This is a genomic window from Algoriphagus sp., assembly GCF_029254265.1.
Classification (GTDB): Bacteria; Bacteroidota; Bacteroidia; order Cytophagales; family Cyclobacteriaceae; genus Algoriphagus.
This window is the reverse complement of sequence record NZ_JAQWXX010000060.1, coordinates 1-16,307: the sequence shown is the minus strand read 5'-3', so window position 1 is coordinate 16,307 and position 16,307 is coordinate 1. Positions and strand designations below refer to the sequence as shown.

Sequence of the window (16,307 nt, the reverse complement as noted above, 5' to 3'; positions counted from 1 at the left end):
CATTTCTTTTCGGTTTGATTGAGTAGCGTGTCCCAATATTCTACGGGGTCGATTTCAGTCATTGCCAGCTTGATCAGTTTCTCAGGGATTTGACGCATTTTCAATTCACGCTGGATTCTGGATTTTCCCCATTTTTTCATTCTGAATTTTCCTCGGCAAAATGACCGTGCATAGCGCTCTTCGTCCACATATTCCGCAGCAATCATTTCTTGGATGAGCTGCTCCGCTTTTTCATCTTGAATTCCTTTTTCCGCTAATTTTCTTCGTAAATCCCAAGGACATCGCTCTTGATAAGCACAGAAAGTGGTCAACTTTTCGTACGCTTCATCAAGCAACCAATTCTTTTTTGAGGGCTGATCCTCGTTAAACTTTCCCCAACTGGACATTTTGCGTAATTTTAACGGAAAGTAATTTTCAAATCTATTTTTGTTAAACCTAATAAATTTTAATCCTCATCATGCGCAAGAAAATAATAGCCGGAAACTGGAAGATGAATCTCACTTTTGACGAAGGTCAAAAACTCACTTCTGAGATCGTCAATATGTACAAGGACGAAAATATAAAAGACGTGATAGCGGTTCTCAACCCTCCTTTTCCACATTTGTTTCCTGTAAAGAAGTTGGTCGGGGATACACCGGGGATTTTTGTGGGTGCCCAGAATTGCTCTGAAAAAGAATCAGGAGCATTTACAGGAGAGGTTTCAGCAAAAATCTTAGCTTCCTTTGGCGTAAACTATGTGATTATTGGTCACTCAGAACGAAGAGAATATTTCAAAGAGTCCAATGAAATGCTTGCTGAAAAAGTTAAAGCAGCTCTAGCCAATGGGTTGACGCCAATTTTTTGCTGTGGGGAATCACTTGATATCAGAAATGCAGGTACCCATGAGCCAAATGTAAAATTTCAATTGACAGATAGTCTTTTCAACTTGAGCGCTTCTGACTTTGCAAAAGTAGTTATTGCTTACGAACCTATTTGGGCAATTGGAACAGGTAAAACTGCCAGTTCGGATGAAGCTCAGGAAATGCATCTTGCGCTCAGAAGACACATCGCATCTAAGTATGGAAAAGATATCGCAAACAATATTTCGATCCTTTATGGAGGAAGTATGAATGCCGGAAATGCCGCTGATTTGCTTTCCAAGCCAGATGTGGATGGGGGATTGATTGGAGGTGCTTCGTTGAAATCAAGAGATTTCTTAGAGATTATCAAGTCATACTAATCGATGGATTACCTGGAGTTTAAAATAAAATGCCTGGAGGAATTCCGGGAAATCCTTATAGCAGAACTTTCCGAAATCGGATTCGATTCCTTTCTCGAGACAGAGGAGGGAATCGATGCATATGCCCTTGCCGGAGATTTTGATCGAAGTGCTTTTGATGAAGTTGTTTCTCGATATTCCGATGCTGCCCAAATCGAGCTTTCTGAAGGGAAAATGGAAAAAATCAACTGGAATGCGGAATGGGAAAAAAACTATGATCCCATTGCAGTTGATGATTTGGTCTATGTTCGAGCATCATTTCATCCTTCACAGCCTGGTTTCAAGCATGAGATTGTCATAAATCCAAAGATGTCTTTCGGGACAGGACATCATGCCACGACATTCCAAATGCTACATCATCAGGGGACAATTGATCATCAAGGAAAAAGAGTACTCGATGTAGGTTCCGGAACTGGAATTCTTGCCATCATGGCTCATCTACTCGGTGCCAGCCAGATTGAAGCATTTGATATTGACGATTGGTGTGTAGACAATGGTAATGAGAATTTTGATCTTAATGGAGTAAAAACCCGTATGGGTCTTGGGACAATTCGAGAAGTAAATCCGACTGGGCCTTTTGATATTGTCTTGGCTAATATCAATAAGAATGTATTGCTGGATGAGATGGGGATTTATTCCGACTTACTGATTGATCAAGGCTATCTTTTGCTCAGTGGCTTTTATACACATGATGTGGAGGATTTGGAAAAACTGGCCAATCAATTGGGACTAAAACTAATCACTCAACAATCCAAGGATAACTGGGCTGCATTAGTGCTTCAAAAAAACTAGTATGAGTGAGCTAATTATTTACGCCGTTCTATTTTTGGCCCTGATTGGGCACTGTCTTTTGGCGGGAAAAATGTATCGGACTGTACATGGCGATCAAACTTTGAGTATAAATGAAAAAAATAACTGGAAACTCAAGGCGCTGATCTTTCCAGCCTATTTTTGGAAACAGTACCAAAACCGCTAAAACCCTCTCAAAGGTTATTGAAATCTTTAGAAGCTTGATCCCGTTTAGGAGCTAAAACTAATTCAATTCACTTAAAGCCCCCGATTTTACTAATTTAGCCAAATGGAGTATATCTGGAAGCAAAAACCCAAAACCTCACAAGCAGAAATCGATCAACTTGGCAAAGAAATAAATGTCAATCCGATTCTTGCTAATGTATTGATCAATAGGGGGGTGGGAAGTTTTGAAGATGCAAAAGAGTACTTCCGTCCAAGCCTTAGTGAACTTCACGATCCTTTTTTGATGAAGGATATGAAAGAGGCAGTGACCCGAATTCAGGAAGCCATTGCCAATGATGAGCAGATCATGGTATATGGAGATTATGATGTCGATGGAACAACTGCAGTTTCATTGGTCTACGGCTTTTTGACAAACTTTTATTCCAATGTGGTTTTTTATATTCCGGATCGCTATAAAGAAGGATATGGGATTTCGGAGCGAGGCGTAAGATACGCAGCTGAGGAGGGAATCAAATTGATCATCGCATTGGACTGTGGTATCAAAGCAATCGAAAAGGTAGCTTTAGCGAAAGAACTCGGGGTGGATTTTATAATCTGTGATCATCATACTCCAGGCGATACTTTGCCTCAGGCAATAGCTGTACTGGATTCCAAGCGAAGTGATTGTAATTACCCATATAAAGAACTAAGCGGATGTGGAGTAGGGTTTAAGTTGATTCAGGCACTGGCCAAAACCCGGTGCATGGATGACTCTGTGCTATATCCTTATCTGGATTTAGTGGTGGTGAGTATTGCGGCTGATATTGTTCCGATTACCGGCGAAAATAGAATCTTGGCTTATTATGGCTTGGATCGAATCAATACTAATCCCAGACCGGGATTAAAAGCGTTGATGGTTAAAAGTAACTTGGTTAAGGAGGTTGGTATTTCTGATATCGTTTTTAAAATTGGCCCAAGAATCAATGCCTCTGGAAGACTGGAGCATGCAAAGGCTTCAGTAGAGTTGCTGAGTTCTACAGATTTTGATATTGCCATGGAGCGTGCAAAATTGGTTGATGAAGTCAATTTGACGCGACGTAATTTTGATGAGAATATCACCAAAGAGGCCTTTGAGATGTTAGCGATTCGAGAGGAAGGAGCCGAATGGAATTCAACGGTGCTTTTCAAAGAAGATTGGCACAAGGGAGTGATCGGAATCGTTGCTAGTCGTTGTATTGAGAAATATTATCGACCTACCATCATTCTGACAGAGTCCAACTCCAAAGCAACTGGAAGTGCTCGGTCGGTTGTAGACTTTGATATTTATGAAGCAATTGCGGAATGTTCTGATTTGTTAGAGCAATTTGGGGGACATAAGTATGCCGCGGGCTTGACACTTTCAGTGGAAAATGTTCCTGCATTCCAGGCAAAATTTGAGGCTGTTGTAAAAAGTAGAATTCAGGAAGTTCACCGGAAACCCGTCATCGAAGTTGATGATGAATTACTTTTAGATCAGATTAATTTCAAGTTTTATAATATCTTGAAGCAGATGGCTCCATTTGGGCCAGGAAATACGGAGCCGATCTTTAAAATTTCGAATGTGAAAGCAAGGAATGTAACAGTTTTGAAAGATAAGCATCTGAGATTTGAAATAGAACAAGATGGGCAAGTCACGACTCCAGTTTGCCTGGGATTTGGAATGGCTGATCGGGCCAAAGATCCTGAGCTCACTACAGTGAATATGCTTCAGAGTAAAATGAGTTTTGATATTGTTGCAGAGATGCGTCAAAATGTCTTTCGGGATAAAAGTAGCTTGCAACTTTATGTGAAAGACATCAAATTTGACTGATATGATCCTAAGAGCAGAAAATCTGGTAAAAATATACAAAGGCCGTCGTGTGGTCAATGACATCTCTGTGGATGTAAATCAAGGAGAAATTGTAGGATTACTCGGTCCAAATGGAGCGGGTAAAACCACTTCTTTTTATATGATTGTCGGCTTGATCCAGCCAAATGAAGGCAAGATTTTTTTGGAACAAGATGATATTACCAGCCTCCCGATGTATAAGCGAGCAAAGCTTGGAATTGGCTATTTGGCTCAAGAGGCATCAGTCTTCCGCAAGCTCTCTGTGGAGGAAAATATCATGGCAGTACTGGAAATGACTAAGATGCCCAAGCAAGAGCGTAAAGAAAAAGTAGACAGCTTGTTGGAAGAGTTCAGTCTGACTCATGTTCGTAAGAATCTTGGAATGGTGCTTTCCGGTGGAGAGCGGCGCCGTACGGAAATTGCACGAGCACTGGCCGTTGATCCAAAATTCGTGTTGCTGGATGAGCCTTTTGCTGGGGTAGATCCGATCGCGGTAGAAGAGATTCAGACAATCGTGGCAAAATTAAAAACCAAAAATATTGGGATTCTGATTACCGATCACAATGTGAATGAAACACTCTCCATTACTGATCGAGCTTATTTGATGTTTGAAGGAAAACTTTTGAAAGCAGGAACAGCAGAAGAATTAGCAGCAGATGAACAGGTAAGGAAGGTCTATTTGGGTAGTCAATTTGAGTTAAAACGTAAAATTTTTAACTAATGGAGGTCCTCAATACCTTTATGACCTGGATTTTTAAGAATCGGTTAGGTCAAATTGAAAACTTTAAGAAAAACCCTATTGAGGTTCAGCAGACAATTTTTAAAGAGTTGATCGAAGCCGGAAAACGAACTGAGTTTGGAAAAAAATTCGGTTTTGCCTCGATAAAGAAATACCAGGACTTTTCTGATCAAGTACCAGTAAATGATTATGAGGGACTTAAGCCTTACATCGACAAAACGATGACGGGTACTCAAAATGTTATTTGGAACACAGATATTGAATGGTTTGCAAAATCGTCTGGGACTACTTCCAGTCGGAGTAAATATATTCCTGTCACCACAGAAAGTCTTGAAGAGTGTCATTATAAAGGAGGAAAGGATATGCTTTCCTTATATGTGGCAAATTACCCTGATTCCAAGCTTTTTGCGGGAAAGAGCCTCACTATCGGAGGTACTCTGGAAAAAAATCCACTCAATCCTCAAGGAACTGCAAGAGCTGGAGATATCTCTGCGGTGATTATGCAGAATCTACCCATTTGGGCTCAGTTTGTCCGTACTCCATCTTTAGAGACCGCCCTCATGAGTGAGTGGGAAGCCAAAATCGAAAAAATGGCTCTGGAGACTATGGATGAAGACGTTACTTGCATTGCTGGCGTTCCGACTTGGACTATTGTGCTTTTGCAGCGCATTTTGGAACTCAAGAAAGCAAATCACATTTTAGAGGTTTGGCCAAATTTGGAGATTTTCTTCCATGGAGCCGTTGCTTTTGGACCTTATCGTAGCCTTTTCAAAGAGTTGATTCCTTCAGAAAAAATGCGCTACATGGAGACCTACAATGCTTCCGAGGGATTTTTTGGACTTCAGGATCAGAAAGATTCTGATGAATTATTGCTTTTGTTGGATTATGGGATTTTTTATGAATTTATTCCCATGGAAGATTGGCTGAGCGAAAATCCAAAAGTGATTCCACTTTGGGAGGTGGAAGTGGATACTAATTATGCCATGGTCATCAGTACCAACGGCGGTTTATGGCGCTATAAAATCGGGGATACGGTGAGATTCACTTCGACGAGCCCTTATCGATTTAGGATTTCTGGTAGAACCAAGCATTTTATCAATGCTTTTGGGGAAGAAGTGATCGTCGAAAATGCTGAGAAAGCTATTCAATACGCTGCAGAACACACTCATGCAACGATCGCAAATTTCACAGCAGCACCAGTTTATTTTGAAAATTCAAGTGCGAAAGGAGCCCATGAATGGATCATTGAGTTCCAAAAGGAACCTTCTGACAAGGCCAAATTTGATGCTTTGTTGGATCAACATCTTCGGGAGATCAATTCAGATTATGATGCGAAGCGCTACAAAGATTTAGCTCTTGTTGCTCCAATTATTCATCATGCTCCAACCGGACTTTTCGAGCAATGGATGGGAAAGCGGGGGAAACTTGGAGGTCAGCATAAAGTACCCAGACTCTCAAATAGTCGCGATTATTTGGAGGAAATCTTGGGGATGATGAGTTAAACAAGTAAGAAGGCTAAAGTGGAAAAAAAGTGAGAAGGTTAAAGGGAGAAATCTAAAAGTCTTACTATTTGATATGTTCTAAGATTTAAATTTTTCTAAATTCTCACTTAAGCTTTCTGAATTCTAATCTCAGCTTGTTCACTTGGGCTTTCAGACTTCTGATCTTCAGGAATATTTCCAATTATATTTTTCTGGGTCGCTATGCCGCCGCGAGATCAAAAAAAAGCCCGACTGTTCGCCGAGCTTATTTTTATGGGTTTTTCAGCTTTCTCAATTGAGACTTCTGACTTTATTTTAAACTTCTAATCCTTTATCCCGCATCTTTTTGAATTCATCAAATCTTCTGAAGATCGCCACGGAGAATCCAATCAGCATAATGATGGTTCCCACCCAAAGTACATTGATATAAGGCTTCACAATAGCTTTCATCACCACGTAATCTTTCTGGTATTGATTGACCTTAAAAACAAATTTATTGTCTTCAGGGAGGATATTTTCTAAGCTGATTTTTAGTCCAAGTTCGGTATCAATTACAGGGAGTTTCCCCACTTGATTGTTTCGGATGATGAAAGTCGGCTCGAGTAGCTTCTCCACATCGTAATCCAAAATCCGAAGTTTGGCTTTTACAGCCACATCACCTTCTTGCAAGACATAGCCTTCAATTTCTTTCAGAACTTCAGCTCCGTCAAAATAAGTCACAAAGTCAGCCACATGGAATTGCTCCCCCGGTGCAGCCTCATAGATTTCATCTTCTTTCCAGTCAGGATCAGAATGATCGTTCATTGCGGCTACATAAGTATAGAGATCCTCATCAATGTAGATTTTAGAATCCGGTGATGAAATCAACCCTCCCATTCCTTCATTGAATTGAGACATGGGATTCAAAGAGAATTTCAGCGTCTCATTTTGATAGTATTCAACATTGAAATAGTCATTTTCTTCGAGTACCAAATTGACTATTTCCCCTTTTTTGAAATAATCTTTGTAATCAGCTAAAGCGATAGCCTCGTTAACGTTGTCAGTAGATTCAAGTATTTTGGCAGGGACATATTCTGGGATACCCACCACTTTTTTCTTACGACCACGGTAGATTACCGTATAGTCTTTCATCTGGGTAGGCTTATTGATCCAAAGTAAAACGTGCTCTTTGTTCAACTCATCTTCCCAGCTATTGGAATAAGTCAGTCCAGACATATTGATGGAAATCACATCAGAATAGCCTGAGCTAAACATGATTCCAATCAGCACCATTCCCAATCCAATATGTGCCAGCGATCCGCCAGCCAATTTGAAGGTGGACTTTTTTAACAATCTGGAAAGAATAACTGAATTAGCTGTAATAGTGAAAGTGCCAGCCAGTACCACAATGATGTATTGCCAATCATAAACTTTCGTCAGGACAATAATCGCTGCAGAGATCAAAACAGAAATGATGTATGGCGTAACCAAAGCGTCTTTCAGTGCTTTCGCATCGATCTTCTGCCACCAGAAGAATTGACCTACTGCCGTTAACATTGCCAATGCTACCGCAAACCAAAGTTGAAATTTGGTATAAAACTCAATTTGATCTGCCGGTGGGGCCATATTGGAGATTCCTCCAAAGCTTTCAACTAAAGCATTCCATACCGGTATCGAAGTAGGTAAGATCACTTGGAAAGCCATTAATCCCAAAGTAGTAGCTCCGATAAAAATCCAGAATTCACGTGAGTAAACTGAAGCTTCTTTCTCTGAAGTTGGAATATGTTTCCATGCTCTAGCAGCTAGGAAGGTTGCGATTACCGCAAAGAAAAGCATGTAAATCAGCAACTGACCGGAAAGACCCAAGTCGGTAAAGGAGTGAACCGAAGCGTCTCCCAATACGCCTGATCGAACCAAGAATGTAGCATACAAGACCAGAATAAAGGACAGTATTACTAAGACGATTGAAGTTTTTAACGCGGTAGCACTTTTCTTGAAAGTGATCATCGTGTGGATTCCCGCGACCATAATTAGCCAAGGTACGTAGACGGCGTTTTCTACTGGATCCCAGTTCCAATAACCTCCGAAGTTCAAGGTCACATAAGCCCAATAAGCACCCATGATAATCCCCATTCCAAGAATCATCGCAGAGAAAATCGCCCAAGGCAAAGCTGGACGAATCCATTCGGAATAGCGCTTGGTCACCAATCCTCCCATCAAGAAAGCAAATGGAACCAATGTCGATGCATAACCCAAGAATAACGTAGGAGGGTGAATCACCATCCAAATATTTTGTAACAATGGATTCAATCCCGTACCATCTTCCGGCACGAAATCAGGATTCATCTGGAAGATCGGAGCTTGTGTAGCATCACGAAGAAGGATAAATGGTGAACTCCCGATTTTCAAATCGCCGATCACTACACCCAAAATCATCGATACCAAGAAAGCTTGAACCAGTGCAAAAACGATCATGACCGGTGCTTCCCACACCTTATTTACTCGAATCAAAATAGCCCCTAAAACCACGTTCCAGAATATCCAAAGGATAAATGCTCCTTCTTGACCTTCCCAGAAACTGGAGATCATGTAATGAACCGGCAGGGCTTTGCTTGAATGCGAATACGCATAAAAATATTCAAACCGATGGTTATAGATAATTTCAAAAAGAGAAAATGCAATTAGCGTTGCCGAAATGCCATGAACGGCAAAACTGATTCTGCTAAATCTTCGCCAACTTGCTTTTTCAAGTTCATTGGCTTTGAAGTAATTATAATATGCATAAGCCGTGACTATTGCGCTTACAAAAGCCACAATGGTCATCAAGTGGCCAAGATTTCCTACAAAGGTGTTGATCATGATTTATTGAATTCTGCTGAATCTACTCACATTCCTGCCGCCTGCACTTCAGTCTCTTGGTATTTGGATGGGCACTTCATCAGGATTTTATCCGCTACGAATATCTCCTCATTTTTATAAGCTCCAATCACTACTACAGATTCAGATCGGGTGAAGTCTGCCGGTACCGGTTCATTGTAAAATACCTCTTGCTCAGTTCCATCATTGTCAACTAGCATGAATGTGAAGGATACTTTATCCTCTCGAACATTCAGGCCTACGACTTCGCCATTGCTATCTTTCTTGAGCTGACCAACTACGTGGATCGGTTTGTCTTCACCATCTTTTTTCATTTCCAGTGCTGTATTGAAGCTTTCGTAGCTACTCGCATCGCCAATGGAAGTCATGATAATTACTATTGCAATAGCAATAATCCCAAGTCCGATTATATGTCCTTTCTTCATTTTAGTCTGATTTATGCAGGTAAATTCTTTTCTAATCTACTGATCTTTCGATCGGTGTTGATCAGGTAAACGGTAATCCCAGCGAAAATGATCACAATAATACCTACCAACACATAGATTTTTCCTTCGGTTCGCATCACATCCGCCATTTCTACGGAATTATTTGAGTAATCCGCTTCGGTCACTGGAGTTTTCTCTTGAGCCAAAGCAGAAAGGCTAAAAACTAATAATAGGATTGTTACTAATTTTTTCATGTGTTAGGAATTAAGGAAGCGATCTTCCAAGGTTCGTTCGATTCTTCGTGCACGTACTCGTAGGGTGGCTAGCCAAGTGCCTAAGAGCGTCCATCCTATGATTGCCGGGTAGAAAATCATTCGCAGTTTGGAGTCGAGATCATAGGCGTTGAAGCCTGGATTTCCACCATTTCCTGGATGAAGGCTATCTGTCAATCGAGGTAATACAAAGATCAAAGGAATAAATGCTGCAAAAGCAAAAATGTTATAAATGGCTCCAATTCTGGCGCGTTGCTGCGTATCTGTCAATGAGTTTCTTAAGATCAAATATGCGAAATACATTAACAAGCCAATCGCAGAAGCATTTTGCTTCGGATCTCCACTCCAGTAATCTCCCCAAGTGAATTTTGCCCAAAGCATTCCGGTGGTGATTCCCAACACTCCAAAAAGAATCGCTGCATTGGTGAATTCTACCGCGAGATCATCACATTTTATATCATTCGTCCGAAGGTATTTGATGCTGTAATAAACTGCGGCGACTAGCATCAAGATCATCCCAAACCACATAGTCACGTGAAAATGCAAGGCTCGGATAGTCTCATTGAGAATTGGAAGACGAGGTACGTCCATCAGCAATCCTGCTGTAAGGGTATAAAGCAGGAGGGCAATTGCAAGAATTTTCCACCAGGATTGGCGCATAGGGTATTTTTGCTAATTCAAGCGCAAAAATAAGTCATAAGTTCCTGAAAAAGGCGGTTTTTCTAAAGTCTTTTGAAGGGAAGGGATAGAAGGGAAGGGAGAATTTAGAATTACGATTTACGAAGTACGAGATCCAAGGAACTTCAATCATTATTATTTGACTCCAACTCTTGATTGGTTTAATTTTTAAATTTTACAATATGTATATCCTCTTTTTTGTCAGTAAAGATCTTAAAGCAGCAAATAATCAGTTAAACTCTAGGTTTTAGGCCGCTTCGGTCACCCGTCATCGGTCTTCCAGCCAGTAAAACAAAGAAAATAAGGCTACTGGCATCATTGCTGATAATCAGATTTTACAATTTTCCAATCTCCAATATTGAACATCGAATGATGAATTTCGAATAATGAAGTTTTAAGAACGCCATAGGTAAGGAAACAAAATATATCCCGTTACAGCTACGATTGCATTAATGGCAAGTAATGCAAGCAATTTATCTGCGCTGACACTCCAATCCAGTCCATCCAAGGCGTTTTTTGAAATTCGAATCGCCATCAAAAGAATTGGGATAATCACTGGAAAACTTAGAATAGCCATCAGGGTGGCATTGTTTCCGGCTTTGGAAGCTATCCCACTCACCATCGTCAACGTTGCAGAAAAGCCCATCGCTCCCAAAACTAAGTTGAGCAAAAATAATCCCTGATCTTGAACTGGATTCCCTAAAATCACCGAAAAAACACCATAACCCAACAGTGCCAAGACTAAGGTCAAACCGGTATTGTAAATGATTTTTGAAAGAATAATGGCCTCTGGCGAAGCAATCATATAATAATAGAGTTGCCGACCTTGATGTTCCTGGATAAAGCTTTTAGCTACTGCATTCACCGCTGAAAAAAGGATAATGATCCAATACAGGGCATTCCAGGAGTTGATGGAGAGATTTCCAGCTTTTGCCCCTACACTCAAATAAGTGATAAATACCGCTGAAACCACATAAAGCAATATTCCATTTAATGCATACTTCTGCCGCCACTCGAGGGTGAGCTCTTTTTGGATAAGAATAGTAATCTCCTTAATCATTTTTCAAAATTAAGGATTAAAAAATCCTAATGGATATATAATGGAAATACGGTTGAAATACAGCTCTCTTCGTTCGCTGAAATATTTCGCCGAAGGCGTATTTCAGCGAAGCTGTATTTCACAAGGTCTATTTCATTTATATTCTGTCATCTTGTCACTTTTTCCGAAGTGGAACAACCCTTGCAATTGGCCTTGGTACAAATCGAAATTTTAACAACAAACAATTTATAGCCATGCAAGAAAAAGGCACGATCTCGATCCATACCGAGAATATTTTCCCGATTATCAAGAAGTTCCTTTATTCCGACAATGAGATCTTCCTTCGGGAACTTGTCTCCAATGCGGTCGATGCGACGCAAAAAATCAAAAGACTAGCGACATTAGGTCAGTATACCGGAGAACTTGGAGATACGACTGTCGAAGTATCTTTTGACGAAAAAAAGAAAACCATCACCATCTCTGACAACGGTCTAGGGATGACTGCCGAGGAAATCAAAAAGTACATCAATCAGGTGGCCTTCTCCGGTGCAGAGGAATTCGTCGAGAAATTCAAAGATGCCAAAGATGCCAATGAGATCATCGGTAAGTTTGGATTAGGATTCTACTCTGCCTTTATGGTGGCCGACAAAGTAGAGATCAACACACTTTCCTACCAAGAAGGAGCCGAGGCAGCTAAGTGGACCTGTGACGGTTCTACGAGCTTCGAGATCTCAAAAGGAAAGCGCAAAACTAGGGGTACAGATATCATCCTTCACATCAACAAAGATTCGGAAGAGTTTCTGGACAAGTGGAAGCTTCAGGGAATCCTGGATAAATACGCCAAATTCCTGCCTATCCCAATTAAGTTTGGCACCAAGACCGAATCAGTAGAAGATGGTGTGGATGACAAAGGTGAAAAGAAGTGGAAGTCTGTGGAAGTGGATAATATCATCAATACCACTGCTCCGATCTGGACCAAGTCTCCAAGTGATCTCACCGACGAAGATTACTTGAAGTTCTACAAGGAACTCTATCCGATGTCTGAGGATCCGCTTTTCTGGATTCACTTGAATGTGGATTATCCATTCAACTTGACGGGAGTATTGTATTTCCCAAAAGTGAAAAACGAATTTGAGCTACAGCGAAATAAGATCAAGTTGTATAGCCGTCAGGTATTTATCACAGATGAGGTAAAAGACATCGTACCGGAATTTTTGATGCTGCTACATGGCGTGATCGATTCGCCGGATATTCCTCTGAACGTGTCACGAAGCTTCCTGCAGGCAGATTCTAACGTGAAGAAGATCAATAGCTACATCACCAAAAAGGTGGCAGATAAGCTGGCCGAACTTTTCAAGAAAGATCGAAAAGCCTATGAATCCAAGTGGAATGACATCGGGCTGTTTGTGAAATATGGGATGATCTCCGAGGAGAAATTCTATGAGAAAGGAAAAGACTTTGCTTTGTTGAAGAATACCAACGGAGAATTTTTCACGATCGAGGAGTATCAAAGCAAAGTGAAGCCGGTACAAACTGACAAAAATGAGCAGACGATCTTCCTTTATGCGACAGATTTAGATAAGCAGGATGGATTTATTCAGTCTGCCAATAAGAAAGACTATGATGTCTTGGTGATGGACTCACCGATCGATAGTCACTTTATTCAGAATCTGGAGAGTAAGTTGGAGAAAACCCAACTGAAGCGCGTGGATGCTGATGTGGCTGAGAAGTTGATCCAAAAAGATGATACCTATGCAAATCTGCTTACCGAAGAGCAAAGCAAAGCAGTCAAAGAACTCTTCGAAAAAGCGATTGACAACAAAACCTACACCGTGGAAGTCGAAGGGCTAAGCCCTGAAGAAATGCCGGTGACGATTACGATGGAAGAGTTTATGCGGCGAATGAAAGAAATGGCACAGACTGGTGGTGGAGCGATGAGCTTCTATGGAGCACTACCTGATGCATACAAAGTGGCCATCAACGGAAACCATCCAATGATTGACAAAATCTTGAAAGCAGAAAGCGAAGAAGAAAAGACCAAGCTGGCCAAGCAATCCTTTGATTTGGCACTTCTTGCGCAAGGCTTGCTGACCGGCAAGGACTTGACCGCCTTCGTGAAGCGAAGCGTAGAGATGCTTTAATTGGAATCAACCCTTGAGGTGTCATCTCGAAGGAGGTACGACTGAGAGATCTCCTCGAGGGTTTTAATTCAATTCATACTAAACTTTGAAGGTCCGAAAAGAGACCTCAAAGGTTATCCAAAAATCCCCGATACCCTCGGGGATTTTTTGTTTTCTACCATTCAAACTCGAAATTACGCTGTTTATAGTTAAACCCGAAATATGCATTAGGCCTCCTATTACGAGCCCAAACCGCTTCAAAATCAATCGCTTTGCTGCATTTACCTCAATCACCTTAGCGGTGCTATGCCTCATTCGCTAAATGCTTGATTTTCTTGTGGTTTGAACTCTCACTACAGATTCTAATGCATAATCCGGGTTAAAACAAGTCTGTTCATTAATCAATTGAAATATAGTAAGTTATGAATTTTATTCTTCCATCAAACTAAAAATAATTAAGCAGAATACCAGCCACTTAACTAAATCTCTTGAAGAATTTCAACCAAAAATTTGGTTTTTTAAATTGGGGGGGTATGTTTAGTTCAAGTTTTTAGCGCTGAAAACTTTTTCATTTATTAGTCACTTAAAAAATTGTTATGAAAAATTTAAAATTAGTTTCCCAAATAATTTGCTTTATTTTTCTTGCTTCTTGCGAATTTAACCAAGAAATAGAAGATGTGAATTTCGAACTAGCCGAAGCGATGAAAGCTGATAATAATGGTGTTTTAATGATAGGTGAAAAGACTTATGTTTTTAACAATAATGCCAATGAAACCATCACTAAATTTGTTAAAAAAACCAAGGGGTATGAGTTTTTTTATAATCAAGAGTCATTAAATATTGATAAAGAAAATAGATACCAGAACTTTCGTGTTTCCGAGGGTAATTATATTATTGAAAATGAAGCTACAGGGGAATTTTTAAAGTTTATTAACTTTATAGAGTCTGGAGATGGGGTCGTTACTTTTGATGTTATTGCCAGTAATGGAACAGTTCTTAGAGACCTTACATTTAATTATCCTATAGATAATGCAGAGAGTTCTGTTAATTCAAGAGTTACATGCGTATGGTGTTATGCAATACCATTGATTAAACTTGCTGAAGCTGTACTAGACTCGATTGGAGATAACTTGGATAGTAATTGCGCATTGGCTATGAATCTATGTGCGAACGGTGGCGGAGTGCCAGAAGTTGAACTTACAGAAGGGTTTTTTGGAAGTTCTTGCTCGGTTACATGTATGCCAGCTCCAGCACCTTCAAATTAAGCCTTTGATATAAATGAAAAATAGAAATTGGTTAATTGTCAGTGGAAGTATTATACTTTCACTGACTCTTTTTTATTTGATTTTTTTTAAAGTTATGCCACCCTTGGATTCGAATGGACCTAGTAGCTTTTCAAGTTTTTATGTTGTCGCATTTGTTATTCCTGTTTTGATAGCTCCGATCTTAGAAGAGGTTAGATTCCGGGGGTTTTTGACAAATAGTAAAGTACTTCAAGGTCTCTTTCTTCTGCTAACTCCATTGAGTTTGGTTTTGACTGGCTGGAATACCCCCGTTTTTATTCTCATGCTCATTTTGTACAGTCTTTTTTTTATCTATAAATACTACCATTTACCTTGGGTGTTGGATCTTCTTCTTATTGTTTCAGCTCTCTTTTTTAGTTCACATCATTTGCCTACCGGGGTTGATTTTTCATGGCCTTGGCTCCCATTTTTAGCAATTTCGTTTTCTGGAGCTCTAATTTTTAGTTGGGTGATTATCAATAAATCCTTTTGGTGGGCAGTACTATTTCATGGATCATGGAACCTAGTTTTAGGGATCATTTTTTTGTTTGGACTTCAATTTGTTTCCGAAGATTTGAAAATCATTGAAGCAGATAATTATAAATTTGAATGGAAAAGAGTTCCTTTTTTAGATTCCAATACGGGATCTTATAAGCCTCAAGGAAATACTCTGATCATTAATAATATGAATCTTCAGGATATTCTGGGTATTGTCGATCCAAGTCTTTTGGATTCTTTTGTAGTTGCAGAACCATTTATGAAGTATGAAATCAGATTTGAAACTCAAGATGGCAGCGAGTTGGTCAAGTATGACTTAATTAAAGTCCTTGAAATGGATTCGCTGATTATTAGGAGGTAGGAAGTGAACTATTCCAATCTTGTATTTTACGTTCGGTTTCCTACTTCTCAAGAATCTCCCGCTGTTTATAATTAAAAATTTAAACTTCATCAACCAATTGAACAATAAGGAGTTAAATTTTGTATTTTATTGAGAACTAAAAATAAGATCGTTGATTATCAATAAGGTAGCTAATTCTTCTAAAAAATTTAAACAAATAGTTGGTTTTATAAATGGGCGTGGGGTAAGTTTGGATTGAGTTTTCGGGGTAGAGGGCTTTTAGAAATATTAAATAATGTTTTTGAATTTATTTAATAAAGGATGTTGTATTGCAACCCTTATTTTATTTCTGTTCTATGGGGGATGAAGGTGAGGAATTTTGTTCCTAATTGCTTAAATAACTGGACCGGTTTTGTTGCCTAAACTAGGAACAAAATGATCGAAGAACTAATCAAAAATGCACGACTTACCTCGAGTGGTCGTAAGTTGCTTACCTC

The 16,307-nt window shown here is 39.9% G+C and carries 15 protein-coding genes; 9 read left to right on the top strand and 6 right to left on the bottom strand.

The genetic code is table 11. The annotated features are described in order from the left end of the window. On the bottom strand, positions 1 to 386 hold a 386-nt coding region (locus P8O16_RS09195), incomplete at its 3' end, for a RecX family transcriptional regulator (RefSeq protein WP_300313622.1). Positions 387 to 457: 71 nt separating this feature from the next. Between P8O16_RS09195 and tpiA the strand changes: the two genes are divergently transcribed. From tpiA to P8O16_RS09165, 6 genes are all read left to right on the top strand, one after another. Beyond that, complete coding sequence (gene tpiA / locus P8O16_RS09190) at positions 458 to 1,219, top strand: triose-phosphate isomerase (protein ID WP_300313619.1); 762 nt, start codon at positions 458 to 460, stop codon at positions 1,217 to 1,219. A 3-nt stretch (positions 1,220 to 1,222) separates the two neighbouring features. Next, positions 1,223 to 2,050, top strand: a complete 828-nt coding sequence (prmA, locus tag P8O16_RS09185) for a 50S ribosomal protein L11 methyltransferase (RefSeq protein WP_300313617.1) — start codon at positions 1,223 to 1,225, stop codon at positions 2,048 to 2,050. A 1-nt stretch (position 2,051) separates the two neighbouring features. After that, positions 2,052 to 2,234 (top strand): hypothetical protein, encoded by a 183-nt coding sequence (locus tag P8O16_RS09180; RefSeq protein ID WP_300313615.1) that lies wholly within the window; start codon positions 2,052 to 2,054, stop codon positions 2,232 to 2,234. A 102-nt stretch (positions 2,235 to 2,336) separates the two neighbouring features. After that, a complete protein-coding gene (recJ, locus tag P8O16_RS09175) occupies positions 2,337 to 4,061 on the top strand; it encodes a single-stranded-DNA-specific exonuclease RecJ (RefSeq protein ID WP_300313612.1) in 1,725 nt (574 codons plus the stop codon). Between the two features lies 1 nt (position 4,062). Then, positions 4,063 to 4,800, top strand: a complete 738-nt coding sequence (gene lptB / locus P8O16_RS09170; RefSeq protein ID WP_300313609.1) for an LPS export ABC transporter ATP-binding protein — start codon at positions 4,063 to 4,065, stop codon at positions 4,798 to 4,800. Next, a complete protein-coding gene (locus tag P8O16_RS09165; RefSeq protein WP_300313606.1) occupies positions 4,800 to 6,320 on the top strand; it encodes a GH3 auxin-responsive promoter family protein in 1,521 nt (506 codons plus the stop codon). Before lptB ends, P8O16_RS09165 begins: the two co-directional genes overlap by 1 nt. Positions 6,321 to 6,614: 294 nt before the next feature. On the opposite strand, the gene ccsA (P8O16_RS09160) is transcribed toward P8O16_RS09165, so the two are convergent. From ccsA (P8O16_RS09160) to P8O16_RS09140, 5 genes are all read right to left on the bottom strand, one after another. Beyond that, positions 6,615 to 9,137, bottom strand: coding sequence for a cytochrome c biogenesis protein CcsA (gene ccsA / locus P8O16_RS09160; protein ID WP_300313603.1), 2,523 nt, complete (start codon positions 9,135 to 9,137; stop codon positions 6,615 to 6,617). A gap of 26 nt (positions 9,138 to 9,163) precedes the next feature. Continuing rightward, the gene (locus P8O16_RS09155; RefSeq protein ID WP_075350093.1) at positions 9,164 to 9,580 is read right to left on the bottom strand and encodes a cytochrome c maturation protein CcmE; all 417 of its coding nucleotides are present in this window, start codon (positions 9,578 to 9,580) and stop codon (positions 9,164 to 9,166) included. Between the two features lie 11 nt (positions 9,581 to 9,591). After that, entirely contained in the window at positions 9,592 to 9,834 is a 243-nt protein-coding gene (locus P8O16_RS09150) for a CcmD family protein (RefSeq protein WP_175574389.1), read from the bottom strand. 3 nt (positions 9,835 to 9,837) lie between these two features. Continuing rightward, positions 9,838 to 10,512: a cytochrome c biogenesis protein CcsA gene (gene ccsA / locus P8O16_RS09145; RefSeq protein WP_300313596.1), complete on the bottom strand. Its 675-nt coding sequence runs from the start codon at positions 10,510 to 10,512 to the stop codon at positions 9,838 to 9,840. Positions 10,513 to 10,924: 412 nt separating this feature from the next. Then, complete coding sequence (locus P8O16_RS09140) at positions 10,925 to 11,590, bottom strand: heme exporter protein CcmB (RefSeq protein ID WP_300313593.1); 666 nt, start codon at positions 11,588 to 11,590, stop codon at positions 10,925 to 10,927. Between the two features lie 233 nt (positions 11,591 to 11,823). Between P8O16_RS09140 and htpG the strand changes: the two genes are divergently transcribed. The 3 genes from htpG (at position 11,824) to P8O16_RS09125 (ending at position 15,831) form a co-directional block, all read left to right on the top strand. Further along, positions 11,824 to 13,710, top strand: coding sequence for a molecular chaperone HtpG (gene htpG, locus P8O16_RS09135; protein WP_300313591.1), 1,887 nt, complete (start codon positions 11,824 to 11,826; stop codon positions 13,708 to 13,710). 575 nt (positions 13,711 to 14,285) lie between these two features. Then, entirely contained in the window at positions 14,286 to 14,954 is a 669-nt protein-coding gene (locus P8O16_RS09130; RefSeq protein WP_300313589.1) for a hypothetical protein, read from the top strand. 13 nt (positions 14,955 to 14,967) lie between these two features. Beyond that, entirely contained in the window at positions 14,968 to 15,831 is an 864-nt protein-coding gene (locus P8O16_RS09125) for a CPBP family intramembrane glutamic endopeptidase (RefSeq protein WP_300313586.1), read from the top strand. The last annotated feature ends 476 nt before the right edge of the window (positions 15,832 to 16,307 follow it).